We start from the raw sequence: 15,507 nt of genomic DNA on the forward strand, positions 1-15,507 counted from the left end.
GCCCGGTGTGCCCCCTGGCGTGAAGGCAGCCTGCGCGGCAGCCCCCGGACGGAGCGGGGGCGGCCGGTGACGTGGGCGGTACTGCGACGGGACCTGCTGGCAGTGAGGCGACGGCATCGAATGCTGGATGAAGCCGATGGGGAGGGCGGCCCCGCTGGCGAGTTCTTCGGCAGCGCGCACGCCGAGGTGTCCGGCAATCTCCACGCCCCCGCGGCGATCCAGCAGGGCGACAGAGGCATTCAGGTCAACGTGTTCCCCGACGGGCCCGAAGACGCCCGGCACCGAGACCGCTGGCTCACCCAGTGCCTGGCGGCCGCCACCGAAACGTCGGGGGAACCCGCCGGGGTCGGGTGCCGCCTGTAAGCGACTGCCAGCTGCTGGCCGGGCGGCGGCAGGAGGGGCCTTGGCCGGGCAGGGTTCGGGCCCCTCACCAGTCTCCGTGGACGCCTGAAGAATTCGGTGCCGTGCCTCGAGCGCAACGCCACCCGGCCCGCGGCGACGGAGAGCAGAGCCCTGAACCCGTCCCACTTGGTTCATGCGCTGTTGAACTGTCCGCGGGAGAGCGCGTCAGGCGGCGAAGGAGGCGAGCAGTTCGTTGTACTGCTTGGCGGCGGTGTTCAGGTCCTCCTCGGAGAGGCCGAAGGCGGTGCCGTACAGCTTGACCATCGGCTGGATGTCGAACTGGCACAGCCGCAGGGTCGCGTGCCAGTTGCTGAGGAGGGTCTCGATGGTGGCCTGGTTCGCGCCTTCGGGGGTGTAGTGGTCGGCGGGGACGCCGGTGGTGACGGCGACGACGGCCTTCTTGCCGGCCAGCTGTGAGGGGGAGCCGTCCATGGTGAAGGCCCAGCCGAGGGTGAAGACCTTGTCCTGCCACTGCTTGAACAGAGGGGTGGTGTTGTACCAGAACACCGGGTGCTGGAAGACGATCACATCGTGCTCCGCGAGCAGCGCCTGCTCGGCGCCGGCGTCGATCTGGAAGTCGGGGTAGGTGGCGTAGAGGTCGTGCACGGTGACATGGGCCAGGTCGCGGACGGCGTCCACGAGCGCCGCGTTGGCCTTCGACTGGGACAGGTCGGGGTGGCCTACGACAAGGAGAACCTTGGACATGATGAGAAGACCTCTTCAGTGATCAGGGATGTGGGTGAACGAATGCGGGTCGGTCTGGTGTGACGGGGGGGGTAGGCGCGGGGAATTGCCAGGCGTCAGCCCTTCTCCCTCCTGCGCGAACTGCGGGGGAGCGGGCTGCGCCGGGAGCGGCGGCGCTGACGGTCAGCGGTCGATGGTGGCCATGTTCGCCTCGTCGTGGCGTTCGCCCGCGGCCGGTGTGAGGCTGTTCAGGCGGTCGAGCTGCGTGGTGGTGAGTTCGATGGCGTCGGCGGCGGTGTTCTCTTCGACGCGTGAGACCCGCCGGGTTCCGGGGATGGGGGCGATGTCGTTGCCGCGGGTCAGCAGCCACGCCAGAGCGGTCTGTGCCGGGGTGGCGCCGATCTCGGCGCCGATGGCCTGCACCTCGTCGACGATGCGCAGGTTGCGCTGGAAGTTCTCGCCGGTGAAGCGCGGGTTGGTCTTGCGCCAGTCGTCGTCGGCGAAGTCGTCGACGGTGCGGATCTGCCCGGTCAGCAGGCCATGGCCGAGCGGGGAGTAGGGCACGAATCCGATACCGAGCTCGCGCAGCAGCGGGAGGATCTCGGCCTCGACGTCGCGGGTCCACAGTGAGTATTCGGTCTGCAGGGCGGCCAGCGGATGCACGGCGTGTGCCCGGCGGATCGTCTCGGGGCCGGCCTCGGAGAGGCCGATGTGGCGGACCTTGCCCTCGGCGACCAGTTCGGCCAGCGCGCCGACCGTCTCTTCGATGGGTGTGTTCGGGTCGACGCGGTGCTGGTAGTAGAGGTCGATGTGGTCGGTGCCGAGCCGCAGGAGCGAGCCTTCGACGGCGGCCTTCACGTTGCCGGCGCTGCTGTCGATGACGCCGGGGCCGCCACCGGAGTGGGAGACGAGACCGAACTTCGTCGCCACGACGACGTCGTCGCGCCGGCCCTTGACGGCCTTGCCGACGATCTTCTCGCTGTGGAAGGGGCCGTAGATCTCGGCGGTGTCGATGTGGGTGACCCCGAGGTCCAGCGCCCGTTGGATGGTGCGGATCGACTCGGCGTCGTCGAGTCCTCCGCCCGTGGTGTAGGTGCCGGCCATGGTCATGGCTCCCAGGCCGATGCGGGAGACATCGAGCCCGCCCAGTGATACGTGCTTCATCAGGTACTCCTTGTCGTGACGGCTGTCAGGCCCGGCCGGTGGTCATGGACTTCGAACGCCAGGACCAGGCGGTGCGCTGCCAGATGGCGGACCCGTGCTTCGGGGTCTGCGCCGCTGGCGCAGGCGCCGTCCCTCAGGCAGCGGGTCAGCTGCTGCAGGCGCACCCGGCGGCGGTGTCCCCTCGGCCGGGGCGCGGTGTGTCGCTCAAGCGCGGGCGTCGTCCCAGGCCGAGCTGCCGACGACACCGACGCCTTGTTCGTTGGTAATGCACATGACTTCGTCCAGGCGGCTGGGCGCACACTGGCCGTCCAGGGGGATCCGAACTGGCCGCTGTCAGCCGGGGACCGTATTGCCAGGGCCAGGAGGCGGGGGATCCGCGGGCTGAACCGGCTGCGCTTTGTCAGTGCTCGTGGGCCGCCGGCTCCAGAACGAGGACCGGGATCTCACGGTCCGTGTTCTTCTGGTATTCGGCGTAGTCGGGGAACGCCTCTACGGCCCGGGCCCACCACAGGGCCTTCTCGTCCCCGGTCACCTCGCGTGCCAGCATGTCCTGGCGCACCGGGCCGTCCTGAAGCTCGACCCGGGGGTCGGCCACCGCGTTGTGGTACCAGACCGGGTGGGTGGGGGCTCCTGCCATGGAGGCGATGACGGCGTAGACGCCGTCGTGCTCCACCCGCATGACCGGGGTCTTGCGGATCTTTCCGCTCTTCGCGCCCAGGGTGGTCAGGATGACGACGGGCAGGTCCCGCAGCCTCTCGTCTTCTTCCCGGGCGACCAGGACACTCAGCGTCGTTCCCTGCGTACCGCCGGAGCTTTCGTACAGCTCCACCTGGTCACGTACAAACTGCGCCTTGCTCGGCTCGTACTCGCCTTCGAGGGGCATGCTGGCTCTCTCCGTGCTGTCGATGCGCACCCGGCGCGGTCCTGCGCCCTGGCCGGGGTGCGGGGCGTGGTGCTCAGGCGTGGGCGTCGTCGTAGGCCAGGGCGCCGCCCAGCTCGCGGGATGCCTCGGCCTGGGCGAGGAGCTCCTTGGCCTTGGCCTCGGCGGCCTCGATGGCGTCCGCACCGGCGACGAACCGCAGCAGCGGCCTGTCCTGGCCTGCGATGGTGAGCAGGGCGCGGGCGAGCTTGGCGGGGTCGCCGGGCTGCCTGCCGTTCATGCTCTTCATGCCCTCGATCCGCGGGGCGGTGCGCGGGGCGTAGTCGTCGATGGACAGCTCGGGCCAGTTGGTGGAGCCGTCCACGAGGAGTTCGGTGCGGAAGTAGCCGGGCTCCACGACCGTGGTGTGGATGTTGTACGGCTCGACGTCGTAGCGCAGGGACTCCATCCAGCCCTCTTCGGCGAACTTGGAGGCGGCGTAGGCGGAGGTGAACTCCATGCCGACCAGTCCGGCGGTCGAGGTGATGGTGATGACGTGGCCGGCACGCTGTCGTCGCATGATCGGCAGGACGGCGCGGGTGACGTTCATCGGGCCGAAGAGGTTCGTCTCGAACTGCCGGCGCATCTGCGCGGGCGAGATCTCCTCGAAGTAGCCGGTGAACAGGTTCCCGGCGTTGTTGATCAGGACGTCGATCCGGCCGAAGCGGTCGACAACTGCCTGCGCGGCGGCCTCGGCGTCCTCCAGGCTCGTGACATCGAGCCTGGTGACCAGCAGATCGTCCCGCGGCCCGCCCAGGGTCTTCTCGACCTCTTCGGGGCGGCGGCCGGTGGCGGCGACCTGGTGGCCGGCGGCGAGGGCCTCGCGGGCGATGTCCGTGCCCAGACCGCGTCCGGCACCGGTGACGAGAATGACCTTGCTCATGGGGGTTTTCCTTTCAGGCGCCGTGATCCGGCACCCGCTGTGTGCGGGGGTGATGCATGCAGCGCCGCGGAGGGGGCTGGGACCGGCGGCACGAGCGCCGTCTGTCTGACGGTTCACGCCGCCGTGGGCGGTGCACCACCAACAGAACCGGCTGTCACGCGAGGGCGGGAGTCCCTGATGAGGGGGTCACTGACAGGGACCCCCAACCCGGCGGATGCGCTCGTAGAGTGAAGCGCATGGCAGGCAGAAACGACCCCAACGGCACAAACCGCGACATCCGCGATGATTTCCGCGCAGAGATCCGGGAATTCCTCGGCACGCGACGGGCCAGGGTCACCCCCGAACAGGCCGGCCTGCCCCTCTACGGCGGAGAACGCCGACGGGTCACCGGGCTGCGCCGCGAGGAGGTCGCCCTCCTCGCGGGCATCTCCAGCGAGTACTACACCCGGCTGGAGCGCGGCAACGCCACCGGCGTCTCCGAGAGCGTCATCGAAGGCATCGCACAGGCACTGCAGCTCGACGAGGCCGAACGCATCCACCTGCTCGACCTCCTGCGCGGCGCCGGCACGACCCGCCCGCCACGCCGCCGCCCGGCCCAGCAGCGCGTGCGGGCCGCGGTGCAGCGCGTCCTCGACTCGATGGCCGGCACACCCGCGTTCATCCTCAGCGGACGCGGGGACATCCTGGCCGCCAACCACCTCGGGCGCGCCCTGTTCTCCCCGGTCTACGCCGACCCGGCACGGCCGCCGAACAACGCCCGGTTCGTCTTCCTCGGCCCGCACGCGACCGAGTTCTTCCGCCACTGGGACGAAGTCGCCAACGACACCGTCGCCATGCTGCGCGCCGAGGCCGGCCGCGACCTCTACGACCGGCGGCTGACGGACCTGATCGGGGAGCTCTCCACCCGCAGCGAGGAATTCCGGCACCGCTGGGCGGCCCACAACGTCCGGATGCACACCACCGGCGTGAAGCTCCTCCACCACCCGGTCGTCGGCGACCTCGACCTGCCCTTCGAAACCTTCCCGCTCCCCGACGGCCCCAGCCAGTTCCTCCTCACCTACACCGCCGAGCCCCGCTCACCCTCGCAGGACGCCCTGAACCTGCTGGCCAGCTGGGCCGCGACCAATGACGACATCGAGCGGTCCGCGCCGGCCGGCGACTCCCAGCCCGCCGACTCGGGCGAGACACCCGACTGACCGACGAGCCACCCGAGTCGATCTGCGGCAACTTCTGTGGAGCGGTGGCAGCACCCGCCAGCGATACGTCGAAGCCAGGAACGGCACGGCCGTCAACGCGAGACCGCTGGGGTGACGTTGCGGCGGGCCGCGGGGCGCAGTGGAGCGCCTGCGGGCGACCAGGGCACACTCTCTGTAATATTCCGGACAAATGGGCGGAAACTATCCTCATGGCCCGGCTGTCGACCCGTCAGACGGGGATGCAGGCACCAGCGCTCGTGTCTCACGCACATGGGTGGTGGTTGCAGGTATCAGCCTGGCGCTGGCGGCATCGCTCGCCCTGGCGAGCGCGCTCGGCGCGCGTCCGGGGCGAGTGGCGACCTTCGTCGGCGTACTGGTCGGGGTGAGCGGCTTCCTGGGTTCGGTCAGCCAGTTGCTGCGGGACAAGTTCGTCGGAGTCCCCCGATGGAAGCGTGCTGCGTTCGCCGGCGGGATCGCGGGCATCTTCGTCGGTACCGTCGTCGCCCTCCTCAGCTTCCAGGCGCCGCCGCCCCCACCGCACCGGCTCACCGGCCCCCGGGATGTGGCGGTGGTCGGCTTCAAAGGCAACGGCCCCGGGCAGAACCAGCGGGTACTGGACGACGTCTCCGCGACCTTCGCCCATGATCTGAGCAAGGTCCTCAAGGACACGACCGTGCGCGACTACGCGACGCAGTACTCCCTGCCGCTCGCCGAACTCCTGCACCGCGACCATCACGGCCTGGAGACACGGACGAGGAAGTTCGTCGACCAGTCCAACGCGGCGATCCTGCTCGGCGGGATCGTCACGTCCGGCGACGCCGGGCAGACTCTGGTGCGGCCGGCCGTCTACGTCCGCGCCGACCAGGTGGTGGACGCGCCGGAGCTCGCCGGGTGGTACACCGGCGATCCGCTCCCCATGGACGCGGGATGGCAGTCCGCGTACAGCCGCAGGGCCATGGTGTCCGAACTGGTCCAACGGGCCCGGGGCCTGGCCGAGTTCACCTACGCGTTGGACGCCTGGCGGCAGGGAAACGCAACCCAGGCCGACCGTGCACTCGCCCGGTTGCTGCCGGGCGGCGGCAGCCCGACGTCCGAGAGCGGAACCGGATTCGTCACCCCCGACCTCGTCCGTCTCTTCCGGGGCCACACGCTGGAGGACATCGCCGTGACGGACCCGCAGAACATCCGCCGCTCCGCACTCGACGCCGCCCGAGCCGAGTACCTGGCCATCTCGGGCTCGTCCCCGATCCGGCTGCGCGGGCAGATCAGCCTGGCCTACAACACCTACCTGCGGGCGCTGGGACGGCATCCCAGCTGCGCCCCGGGCACCGTCCGAGCGGCGGAGCTCGCCAAGGCCTCCGCGGCCTTCCGGCGGCTGGCGGACGATCCCGCCTTCACGCGGCTGGGCCGGCTCAAGGCCTCGGTCGACCTGGCCCAGGTGGAGAACTGCCGGGTCAGCGCCGGGCTCGTAGCCGACGACGGCACGATCGACCGCGCCCTGCGGCGGGTGCGCGACGCCCGGCGCACCGAGGGCGTCAAGGAGCTCGTGGCGTTCGCAGCGTCCGTCGCCGCCCAGCACGAGGCGATGTACGAGCGGTACGGCGCGGCGATCTCCGACCTCAGGCAGGCCCTCGCGCTGGAAGCGCGCTTCGCCGTGCGTGCCCTGTGGGAGGCGCAGTTGGCCGTCCTGGCACTCGCCCAGTGCGACTTCGCCACAGCCGCCACCGCTCACCAGGAGTCCCTGCGCCAGCTGGACCGTGCCATCACCACCGGCACAGCGCCCCAGCAGCGCTACGACACATACCGGACGGACTACGAACACCAGCTGTCCAAGGCCCACGCGACGTGCGGGGCAGGGAGCAGCGGGTGAACCGAAGAAGGGAACACCACGCGATGAGACGTCGACAACTGGCAGGGTGGCTCGCGCTGCTGTGCATGGCCGCCGCGACGGGATGCGGCACGGACAGCGGGGACACCGCCCGGACCGCGGACACGGCAACGGCCCGGTCCGCGAGCCCGGCCACAGACCAGGCCATCGGCGCGCGCCCCACCAAGAAGAAGAAAAAGAAGAAGTCCGTGGTGCTGGCCGGACAGCTCGTGCTGCACCCGGGAGGCGGCGGCAGAGGTCCCGACTGCATCTCCGACCTGGCGCAGCTGCCGTCCTCGTTCGCCACCTCGCCGGCGGTCTGGCTGAGCGGAATGAACGGCCCCGACAACGTTCCGCTCGCGTTCCCCGTCGCGCTCTGTCTGCACGGATTCTCGACGGACCAGCCGGTCACCGTGACCGTCACAGTCGGTACCCGCAGCTACCGCACAACGGTGACACCCGCCTCCGGCGAGCTCCCCGTGGGCCGGTTCGAACCCCCGGAGACGCTCTTCAACGGACGTCAGCTGCAGGTGTTCGACGCGGGCGAGGGCCTGCTGGAGAGCAATGTGTGGGACTTCGTACCGCCTTCCCCCGCCCGCGACGCCCTCGTCACGGCCGGCGCAGTCACCACCAGCGCCGTACAGGCGGGAACGAACACCTCGTACCGACAAGAGGTGACCGTGGCCGACACTCCCGGACAGGGCTGGATCCGCGGCCGGAGGCACCAGCTGGTCATCTTCGGCTTCCAGCAGGACCAGGAGGTTCCGGTCGGGCTCTACCACAGGACGAGCCAAGCCCAGCCCTTCAAACTGATGCGCCGGATCGGCGCGGTGACGATGCCCCGCTCGCGGATCGCCGTGTTCACCCTCCCCGGGACCGTCACCGCCACAGGAGATCGGTACTGCGTGACAGCGCCACTGGAGACGCTGCGCAGCTGCCCCGCTCCCTGAACCGCTCCTCCTGTAAGGCCGGGCAAGAGTTCCGCAGGCGGGGTGATGCGCCGATGCCGACCGGCGGCCGACACCGCCGGGACGGAGCGCGCCCTGGAGGCGCTTCTTGTGCACCGGCCGAACGGCGGGGTCTGCGCCCGTGCGGCGCTGGTGGCACGGTGCGCCAACGTGCGTACACGTGCGTTCCTCAACCGCCGCGGTGATGCGCCACCGATACGGCGTCGGGGCGTCCGCAGAAGGTTCTTGCCGCCCCGCGCAGAGCGAGGGGTGCCCTCGGGGCGCCCTGGCTCTGCGCGCGGGGCAGGGGCGGTCGGCCTGGCGAGCGGACCGCCTGGCCGTGCCTGATCACCCGACGGGTGCCTGCCGGCTGTGGTCCCTGAGCGACTTCTCGATGGTGTGCGCACACGCGGTGAACATTTCGACCTGGTCAGGGGTCAGATCGCGTACGGAGATCTGCTCCAGGGTGCGCCACATGTCGGCGATGGGCTCCTGCAGGGCACGGCCGGCATCGGTGAGGCTGACCACCATGACCCGCCGGTCGTGGGGAGCGGTCTCCCGGGTGAGCAGCCCGGCCTCCTGCATGCGGCGCAGCGACTTGGAGACGGTGGAGTGGTCGAGGCCGACACGCTCCAGCAGTTCTGCCTGTGTCTGGCCGTCGTGGTCGAAGAGCTGCATCAGCAGCAGTTCCTGTCCCGGGTGCAGGTTCAGGGCGCGCAGCATGGCGGCGGCGTGGCCGCGGTGGGCGCGGGCGAGCTGGAAGACGGCATAGCTCATTCGCCCGTCGCACGCCGTGTTCGGCAGTCCCGATGCGGTGGTGTCGGACATTTCTGCTCCCTGCCCACAAGATGGGGGTGATCGCTCAGCTGACGGTGAGGACGATCTTGCCGCGGTTGTGGCCGGCATCGCTGGCCTGCTGCGCCTTGGCGGCTTCTGCCAGCGGGTAGGTGGCGCTGAGCGTGGTCACCAGTGTGCCGTCGGCGGCCAGTTCGGCCAGTTCGGCCAGCCGCGCGGCGGAGCGGCGCTGCGGGCCCTCCGCGAAGACGACGCCGAGTTCGCGGGCGCGGAAGTCGGCGGTGGTGACGATCCGGTCGGTGCCGCCGCGCAAGGTGATGGAGTCCTCCAGTGCGCCCTTGCCCGCGGCGTCGAAGACAGCGTCGACGCCTTCGGGGGCGAGCTCGCGGACCCGCTGGACCAGGTTGTCGCCGTAGACCAGCGCGGTCGCGCCGAGCGAGGTGACGTACTCCTGGTTGGCGGCTCCGGCCGTGCCGATGACGCGGGCGCCGCGTGCGACGGCGAGCTGGACGGCGATGGTGCCGAGCGCGCCGGACGCTCCGTGGATCAGCAGCGTCTCACCCGAGGTGACGCCGAGCAGGTCCAGTACGCGTTCGGCACCGTCGCTCGCCACGGGCAGGGCGGCGGCGTGTGTCCAGTCCAGGCCGGCCGGCTTGGGCGCGAGGACGGCCGCGGGTGCCAGGGCGTACTGGGCGTAGGAACCGGTGTCGGACCAGCCCAGGACCTCGTCCCCCGCCTTCAGGTGGTCGACGCCCTCGCCGACGGCGTCGACCACACCGGCGATCTCCCCGCCGGGGACGGCGGGCAGCGTGGTGGGGAAGATGGCCTCCATGACACCGGAGCGGATCTTGCCGTCCACCGGGTTGACGCCGACAGCCTGTACCCGGACGCGGACCTGGCCGGAGCCGGGCCGAGGAATGTCGATCTCCGCCTCGTGCAGAACCTCGGTGCCGCCGAACGCGTCGAAAACGATGGCCTTCATCACGGTGCTCTCCTCAGGTGAGATGCCGCGCCGACCACTTTCTGTGGCCAGCCACATAAAAGTAGCACCGAATAGGTGGCTAGCCAAGTAATCGCTTCGGTGACATCTCCGAGGCACGTGCCGTCGTCGTAGATGCGGGCGTGATCGGCGAGTTGGGCCAGGACCGGCGCCGGGGCAAGCCGGCCCGGGCGGCGGGGGCACGCAACGCCGGCAGTCGTCCAGTGGCACATGGAGCGAACCAGCCCATGGGCGTGGGCGACCTCAGGGCGGCCGCCTGGTTCGCACCGTTCGGCAGCCACAGCGTCGGAGATCCCGGGCGGGGCTCCCGCCGGTAGAGCGCAGTGCGCCGCGCAGCCCGCACCAGGTAGCCGATGTTCCCGGCCGGCAGAGCGACAAGCCCGGCTGCTCCAGCCGTGCCGCGGGCCGGTCCGTCGCGGCACCAACCCGGTATGGCGAGAATCCCCCTCGTCCACGAGAGGGAGGAGTCACCGAAAGACACTCCGTCAGGGCTCTTTGCCCCGCCGGGCCCAGCGGCCCCACGTCCACCACCAGCCAGACGTGCCGCCGAGTGGAAGACAGCAGGCAGGCCGCTATTGGGCGGCGCTGGGACAGCAGCAGTCGGGTGTCAGTCGATGAGATCAGTGAAAGCCTGCTCAAGGCGGCAGCGTGCGTGCGCAGCCGCTGTAACCGACGACGAACACTGCCGTGTGGCTTCGTGGGCGAGGACGGAGAGGGAATGTCGGGGACTGACATCGGTTCTTGATCGAGATGTCCGGAAATGTTGACGGGAACTGGCAGCACCCAGAGGGCTCGGCTCGGGCGTGTCGGCACGGACGGACATAATTCGGCTGTGGATTTGAGACCGGAGTTGTTGCCCCCGCCCGTGAGTCGGCAGCGGCTGGACGAGCCGTGTGCCGAGGTGGAGCGGATCGCTGACCTGTTGGCTGCCCGCCCGGAGGCGGCGGGCGAGGCGATCGAGGCCTTCAACGCGATGACCGGGCACGACTACGTGACCCTCGACTTCGCCGAGTACTACGGCAGCAGGAGCCTGGAGGAGTTCGGCGGGGAGCGACTACTGAGCTCTTTCAGCGTTGCCGCTCCAGGGTGAGGACGGCGGCGGCGATTGACGACAATGGATTCTCTCTCACCCTCTTCCGCGCAGGAGCTTACTCCTGGCAGCAAGAGCACCCTGCGTATTCATCGCCCTCGTACGTGATGCCACGCCCCAGCAGCTCGTCGCAGTTTGGGCAGATCGCCAAGAGGGTGGTGTTCACTTGGAGGAGTTTTGAGTTTTTTAGCTCAAATACAGACCTCACGGCGTCAGGGCCATGTTGGCGAATCCCCTGTTGCAGAAATTCAAAACCTCCATATGTGTGTCCGCACACGCACTCAATGCGACTGCACCGGAAGGTGCCCACATCGACGCCCAACTCGGACTTGATCCGTTCCTTCTCGTCGTCCGACACCACCCGGAGCCCCGCAGATTTGATCCGCTCAGGCGTCCAGTACCAGAGCTTGAACGCTTCGGCTTGACTCTTCGTCAGGTAGAACGAAGCGGTCCTGCCGTTTTTGATGGCGTCCTTGACGATCCCTAGGATGGTGGAATCGTCCGCCGAGATCGTCACCTTGCCGCTGCCTGCGGCGGCGTCGATGTGGGTCAACAGTGACTTGTCCACGGTTTCCTCCCGAGGCGCTCAACTTACTAGCCTTTGGAGGGGTGTCCCCCGGGTTCCTTCCTCATGATCGAGGCAGGATGTTGTTGCACTCTGATGGCGCAAGTTCATGGCTGGAGGCCAGCGCTGATCACGTTGTACGACACGCTTTATTAGAGGTGTTCGCGAGGCGTTCGGCTATGGCGTTTCCGTAACGCCGTTCCGCGACGCCCGCCGCTGACGGCAGGCCCGCACCCGGCAACGGTCCGAGCAGTGAGCGTTTTCAGGGTGGCCACCGATGGGGTGACGGCGGCGAGAGCGCAACGCACGAGGCGCCCGTGCCGTTGAGGGAGGTGTTCGAAGTCTCAACTCATCAGCGCAGGCGCCTCGTTGGTCTCCTGTCCTGCCGCACTCGACCTGCCTCATGCGCTGGTCAAGTGGGTCACCATGCTCATCGTCACCCTCGAGGGTGACCGCCGCTGCAAGCTCCCGCCGCACCAACGCGCGCTCGTCACTCTGGTGTACTTGCGAAAGCACGACACCCTGGCCCAGATAGCCGCCGGCTTCGACATCTCGGCCGGCTTCGACATCTCGGCCGGCACCGCGCACGCCTGCACCACGCGGTGATCGGCCTCCTGGCCGCCCGGGCGCCGGGCCTGCTCAAGGTCCTGCGCGAGCACGACCCGCAGTACGTACTGCTCGACGGGACACTCGCCGAGTGCGACCGGGTGGGTGACGGCCGGGCCGACTACTCGCACAAGCACCGTCGCCACGGCGTGAACGTACAGGTCGTGACCGACCCGACCGGGCAGGTGCTGTGGATCCCGCCGGCCTTGCCGGCCGGTGCCACGACCTGACCGCGGCCCGCACTCACCGGATCATCCGGATCTGCGAACGCCAAGGTGTCCCCGTCCTGGCCGACCGCGCCTACCAGGGCGCCGGCCCCTGGGTCACCACCGGGCGCAGACGACCGCCCGGCGGGCAGCTTTCCCCAACACAGCAGACGGTCAACCGGGCACTGGCCACATCCCGGGCACCCGTCGAACGGGGCATGGCACTGCTGAAGTCCTGGCGAATCTTCCGAAGATCCCGGATCAGCCCCAACCGCATGACGTCAATCGCCAAGGCCGTACTCACCCTGGAGAGGCAACGCTGAAAATGCTCACGGTCTGAGGCTCCTGGAAGCGAACGTGTTTCCCCGGGTGAGTGACCTGGTCTTCCACCCCTCGGACGACCTTCAGGACGCGTCTGCGGAGCAGATTGTCGATGAGGCTCTGAAGTACCGACCAATCGCGCTCTGAGCCCTGCGAGGAAGCCGGCCGGGCCGTGTCCGCGGGCAGCTGCCAGCACGGCTTGGTGGCCACCCAGGCGCTGCGTACTCGCAGCGGAAGGCGCTCTTGGAGCGGTTGGAGCTGCCCGAGACCGCCTGGCTGTTACGAGCAGTCGAACCAGTGCCCGATGGGGCGCTCAGGACAGATACGGCACTCGAAGACGTAGACGCCTCCGGCGTCGCCGAGGCACAGTCCGGCCGGGTTGTGGGCGTCGCCCTTCCATCGTCGGCCGCCCGATTAGTTCTCGTCGACTCGGTCCTCCACGGGAAGCCAAGTGCACCAGGACTCACCATCGAATTCCCAGCTGGACACGGTCAAAGGTGCTCCATCCGGCTGCCGCACCCTTCGCGGTCGGGCCACACCGGTTCCTGGGCCCAGCCCGGATAGCCGCCCAGCTTGATTCCTGGGGCTTCCGCGAGGTGGTAGGAGTACAGCAGGCCGCTTCGGCGATCTCGTCCACGTCGGCGAGATCACCGGTGACGACGCCCTTCCACCAGGCGGCCTGTCCGGTCTCGGCGAGGCGGGCCAGGTTGCGGACGTGAACGACCACCTCGTGCCTGCCCTCGACCAGTGCATTCGCGGTGGCATGGCGTTGCACCGTTCGCACCATGTCGTACGGGTAGCTGGACGTACAGGGACGCGCACACCCCACACACGCATCCATGACAAAAGCGAAGATTCGTGTGTTCTGCTGCATTTTGTGGTTAGCCGGATGGGGAGGCGCATGGAAAGAGAAGCGCGATGATCAACAGAGAGCAGACGAACGGTTGGGACACGGAAGGTAGCCGGTAATCACACAGGGAAGTGGGAGGAGAGATGATCACGCGAGAGCAGATCCCGACAGTGCTGGATCATCCGGTCTACGACGCCGAGGGCAACAAGATCGGCGACGCCAAGCACGTCTTCCTCGACGATGACACCGGTCGTCCCGAATGGGTGAGCGTCAAAACGGGCCTGTTCGGCACCAGTGAGTCCTTCGTGCCCATCCAGGACGCCGCAGTGGTCGAGGGCCACCTGGAAGTGCCCTACTCCAAGGACAAGGTCAAAGACGCGCCCCACATCGACGTCGACGCAGGCGGCCACCTGTCCGTACAGGAGGAGCACCACCTGTACGAGTATTACGGCCTTGCCTGGGACGCCGCCTGGCAGCAAGCCAACCAGCCAGGTGAAGGCGGCTGGGCCCACGCCGGCGCAACGACTTCTCCCGACACCACTACTGCCGGCGCGCCGGAGAGCCGCTACGAGGACACCACCGCGTCGGGCATCGCCCGCAGCGGCGAAGAGCACCCCGACACTGCCACCCCGCAGAGCGGCTACGACGGCACCACCGCGTCGGGCATCGCCCGCAGCGGCAAGGAGCAGGAGAAGGACACCGTCTCCGCCGCCTCCGACAGCCCCAGGGACCGCGAGGCATCGACGAGCGTCGACGAGCCGATGCGCGACACTGAACGCGGAGAGGCCGAACGGGCCAAGTTGCGCCAGTACTACATCACCGAAGAACAGCAAGGCCGCTCCGATATGCCGTGAAGTCGCATCGGTGCGCACCGCAACGCGAGGGGCAAGAAAGCTGATCCCCGGACCGCGGGCCCGGGGATCAGTCATGACTCCCAGGGCCCGACTCGGGGGCGCATCGTCCAACGACGCCGGGTGCCGGCTGTGGCACCTGTGCCCGGCGACTTTCCGGGCCAGCTCCGCGACGTGCGGCGGCAGCGCGCTGAGTGAGCCGCCACTCCTTCATCCCGGCAGCACGTACCAGCCTCCGACGGATGATCCGAGAAGAGAACAAAAGCCACTGACAGACCCTCAGTCGAACAGGCCGAGATCCGCCAACTGCTGGCTGTCCAGGGGCGGTTTTTCTGATCAGTGGGTGGTGGGCTGGCCTGGGGTGATCAGTTTGGTGTTGGGGCCGATAGGGCTCCGAGGCCGAGCTGTAACGGCTTGGTGATGGGGGACCGGGGTTTCAGTTCTCTGCGTTGAGCTGCTGTTTTGTCAGGTGGAGCGGGCGTTAGTCAGGTGTGGGCATCTTCCGGGCGTGTTGATCAGATTCGTTGAGTGCTGCTATGCGGTCATCCAGTACAGGGCGGTGTCGATGTCGCGTGGGGTCCAGGTGCGGATTGGGGCTGGGGCGGCTGCGAGGAGTTGGTCGATCGTTGCTATGTAGCGGCTGTAGCGGCCGGGTGCGTGGCTGAGGGTGATGCCGAGGGTGCGCAGTCCGTTGTGGGCTCGCCGGTCGTAGATGGCCATGCGGTCTGGTGCGGCCGCGGTGAGGACGGCGGAGGCGAGGGCGTCACCAGTGCGGAAGCCTGGTAGGTGGGCGAGGGCGGCGCGGCCGGCTTGTGCTCCCGTGCAGCGGCTGAGAGTGGTGTCCTGAGCGGCGGTCGTGGCTTCGGCGGTAGCGCGGCGTACGTCGGTGTCTGCGAGCGCCATGAGTTCGGCCGCCCAGGGGGTGTCGGCTCTGAGCCGTTTCCACATCAGCAGTGCTCCGATGTCGGCTTTGCCGATGCTTCCGCTGGTGCATGCACGTCGTGTCACTTCTTGCAGGGTCTCGTCGTAGTAGGGGCTGACGGTGTCGGTGTAGGCCTGGCGGGCGGCGGCGAGGCGCTGCCATTGCTCGGGCGCGAGGGCGAGCGGATTGTCTGTCACGGCTTGCTAGTCCCTCTTGTCGGGAGGTGTGGGGCGGGTGAT

General features: G+C 68.7%; 14 protein-coding genes and 1 pseudogene. 7 read left to right on the top strand and 8 right to left on the bottom strand.

Going from position 1 to position 15,507, the window contains the following annotated elements; genetic code table 11:
* Nucleotides 1–120: 120 nt before the first annotated feature.
* A complete protein-coding gene (locus OG736_RS44445; protein ID WP_327180503.1) occupies nucleotides 121–363 on the top strand; it encodes a hypothetical protein in 243 nt (80 codons plus the stop codon).
* Nucleotides 364–567: 204 nt separating this feature from the next.
* Here OG736_RS44445 and OG736_RS44450 read toward each other — a convergent pair whose 3' ends face one another.
* The 4 genes from OG736_RS44450 to OG736_RS44465 all read right to left on the bottom strand — a co-directional run bounded on the left by OG736_RS44450 (nucleotide 568) and on the right by OG736_RS44465 (nucleotide 4,052).
* On the bottom strand, nucleotides 568–1,107 hold the full coding sequence (locus OG736_RS44450) for an NAD(P)H-dependent oxidoreductase (protein ID WP_327180502.1): 540 nt from the start codon (nucleotides 1,105–1,107) through the stop codon (nucleotides 568–570).
* Nucleotides 1,108–1,269: 162 nt separating this feature from the next.
* Nucleotides 1,270–2,250 (bottom strand): aldo/keto reductase, encoded by a 981-nt coding sequence (locus OG736_RS44455; protein WP_327180501.1) that lies wholly within the window; start codon nucleotides 2,248–2,250, stop codon nucleotides 1,270–1,272.
* Between the two features lie 400 nt (nucleotides 2,251–2,650).
* The gene (locus tag OG736_RS44460) at nucleotides 2,651–3,133 is read right to left on the bottom strand and encodes a nitroreductase family deazaflavin-dependent oxidoreductase (RefSeq protein ID WP_327180500.1); all 483 of its coding nucleotides are present in this window, start codon (nucleotides 3,131–3,133) and stop codon (nucleotides 2,651–2,653) included.
* A gap of 73 nt (nucleotides 3,134–3,206) precedes the next feature.
* Nucleotides 3,207–4,052, bottom strand: coding sequence for an SDR family oxidoreductase (locus OG736_RS44465; protein ID WP_327180499.1), 846 nt, complete (start codon nucleotides 4,050–4,052; stop codon nucleotides 3,207–3,209).
* Between the two features lie 236 nt (nucleotides 4,053–4,288).
* Here OG736_RS44465 and OG736_RS44470 point away from each other — a divergent pair, with 236 nt between their 5' ends.
* The 3 genes from OG736_RS44470 to OG736_RS44480 all read left to right on the top strand — a co-directional run bounded on the left by OG736_RS44470 (nucleotide 4,289) and on the right by OG736_RS44480 (nucleotide 8,065).
* Nucleotides 4,289–5,248, top strand: a complete 960-nt coding sequence (locus OG736_RS44470; RefSeq protein WP_327180498.1) for a helix-turn-helix domain-containing protein — start codon at nucleotides 4,289–4,291, stop codon at nucleotides 5,246–5,248.
* 277 nt (nucleotides 5,249–5,525) lie between these two features.
* The gene (locus OG736_RS44475) at nucleotides 5,526–7,118 is read left to right on the top strand and encodes a hypothetical protein (RefSeq protein WP_327180497.1); all 1,593 of its coding nucleotides are present in this window, start codon (nucleotides 5,526–5,528) and stop codon (nucleotides 7,116–7,118) included.
* Nucleotides 7,119–7,141: 23 nt separating this feature from the next.
* Nucleotides 7,142–8,065: a hypothetical protein gene (locus tag OG736_RS44480; RefSeq protein ID WP_327180496.1), complete on the top strand. Its 924-nt coding sequence runs from the start codon at nucleotides 7,142–7,144 to the stop codon at nucleotides 8,063–8,065.
* A 345-nt stretch (nucleotides 8,066–8,410) separates the two neighbouring features.
* Here OG736_RS44480 and OG736_RS44485 read toward each other — a convergent pair whose 3' ends face one another.
* Both OG736_RS44485 and OG736_RS44490 read right to left on the bottom strand, forming a co-directional pair.
* A complete protein-coding gene (locus OG736_RS44485) occupies nucleotides 8,411–8,890 on the bottom strand; it encodes a MarR family winged helix-turn-helix transcriptional regulator (RefSeq protein WP_327180495.1) in 480 nt (159 codons plus the stop codon).
* 34 nt (nucleotides 8,891–8,924) lie between these two features.
* Nucleotides 8,925–9,839 (bottom strand): NADP-dependent oxidoreductase, encoded by a 915-nt coding sequence (locus tag OG736_RS44490; protein ID WP_327180494.1) that lies wholly within the window; start codon nucleotides 9,837–9,839, stop codon nucleotides 8,925–8,927.
* Nucleotides 9,840–10,689: 850 nt separating this feature from the next.
* Here OG736_RS44490 and OG736_RS44495 point away from each other — a divergent pair.
* Nucleotides 10,690–10,947 carry a hypothetical protein gene (locus OG736_RS44495; RefSeq protein ID WP_327180493.1) on the top strand — a complete coding sequence of 86 codons (258 nt, stop codon included), beginning with the start codon at nucleotides 10,690–10,692 and terminating at the stop codon, nucleotides 10,945–10,947.
* A gap of 58 nt (nucleotides 10,948–11,005) precedes the next feature.
* On the opposite strand, the gene OG736_RS44500 is transcribed toward OG736_RS44495, so the two are convergent.
* Nucleotides 11,006–11,515, bottom strand: a complete 510-nt coding sequence (locus tag OG736_RS44500; RefSeq protein ID WP_327180492.1) for a hypothetical protein — start codon at nucleotides 11,513–11,515, stop codon at nucleotides 11,006–11,008.
* A gap of 366 nt (nucleotides 11,516–11,881) precedes the next feature.
* On the opposite strand from OG736_RS44500, the pseudogene OG736_RS44505 reads away from it, so the two are divergent.
* Nucleotides 11,882–12,647 (top strand): annotated as a pseudogene (locus OG736_RS44505) (transposase family protein).
* Between the two features lie 991 nt (nucleotides 12,648–13,638).
* Nucleotides 13,639–14,349 (top strand): PRC-barrel domain-containing protein, encoded by a 711-nt coding sequence (locus tag OG736_RS44510; RefSeq protein ID WP_327180491.1) that lies wholly within the window; start codon nucleotides 13,639–13,641, stop codon nucleotides 14,347–14,349.
* 531 nt (nucleotides 14,350–14,880) lie between these two features.
* Here the strand turns inward: OG736_RS44510 and OG736_RS44515 are convergent.
* A complete protein-coding gene (locus tag OG736_RS44515) occupies nucleotides 14,881–15,465 on the bottom strand; it encodes a hypothetical protein (RefSeq protein WP_327180490.1) in 585 nt (194 codons plus the stop codon).
* Between the last annotated feature and the right edge of the window lie 42 nt (nucleotides 15,466–15,507).

This window comes from Streptomyces sp. NBC_01334, from assembly GCF_035983595.1.
GTDB lineage: Bacteria > Actinomycetota > Actinomycetes > Streptomycetales > Streptomycetaceae > Streptomyces > Streptomyces coriariae.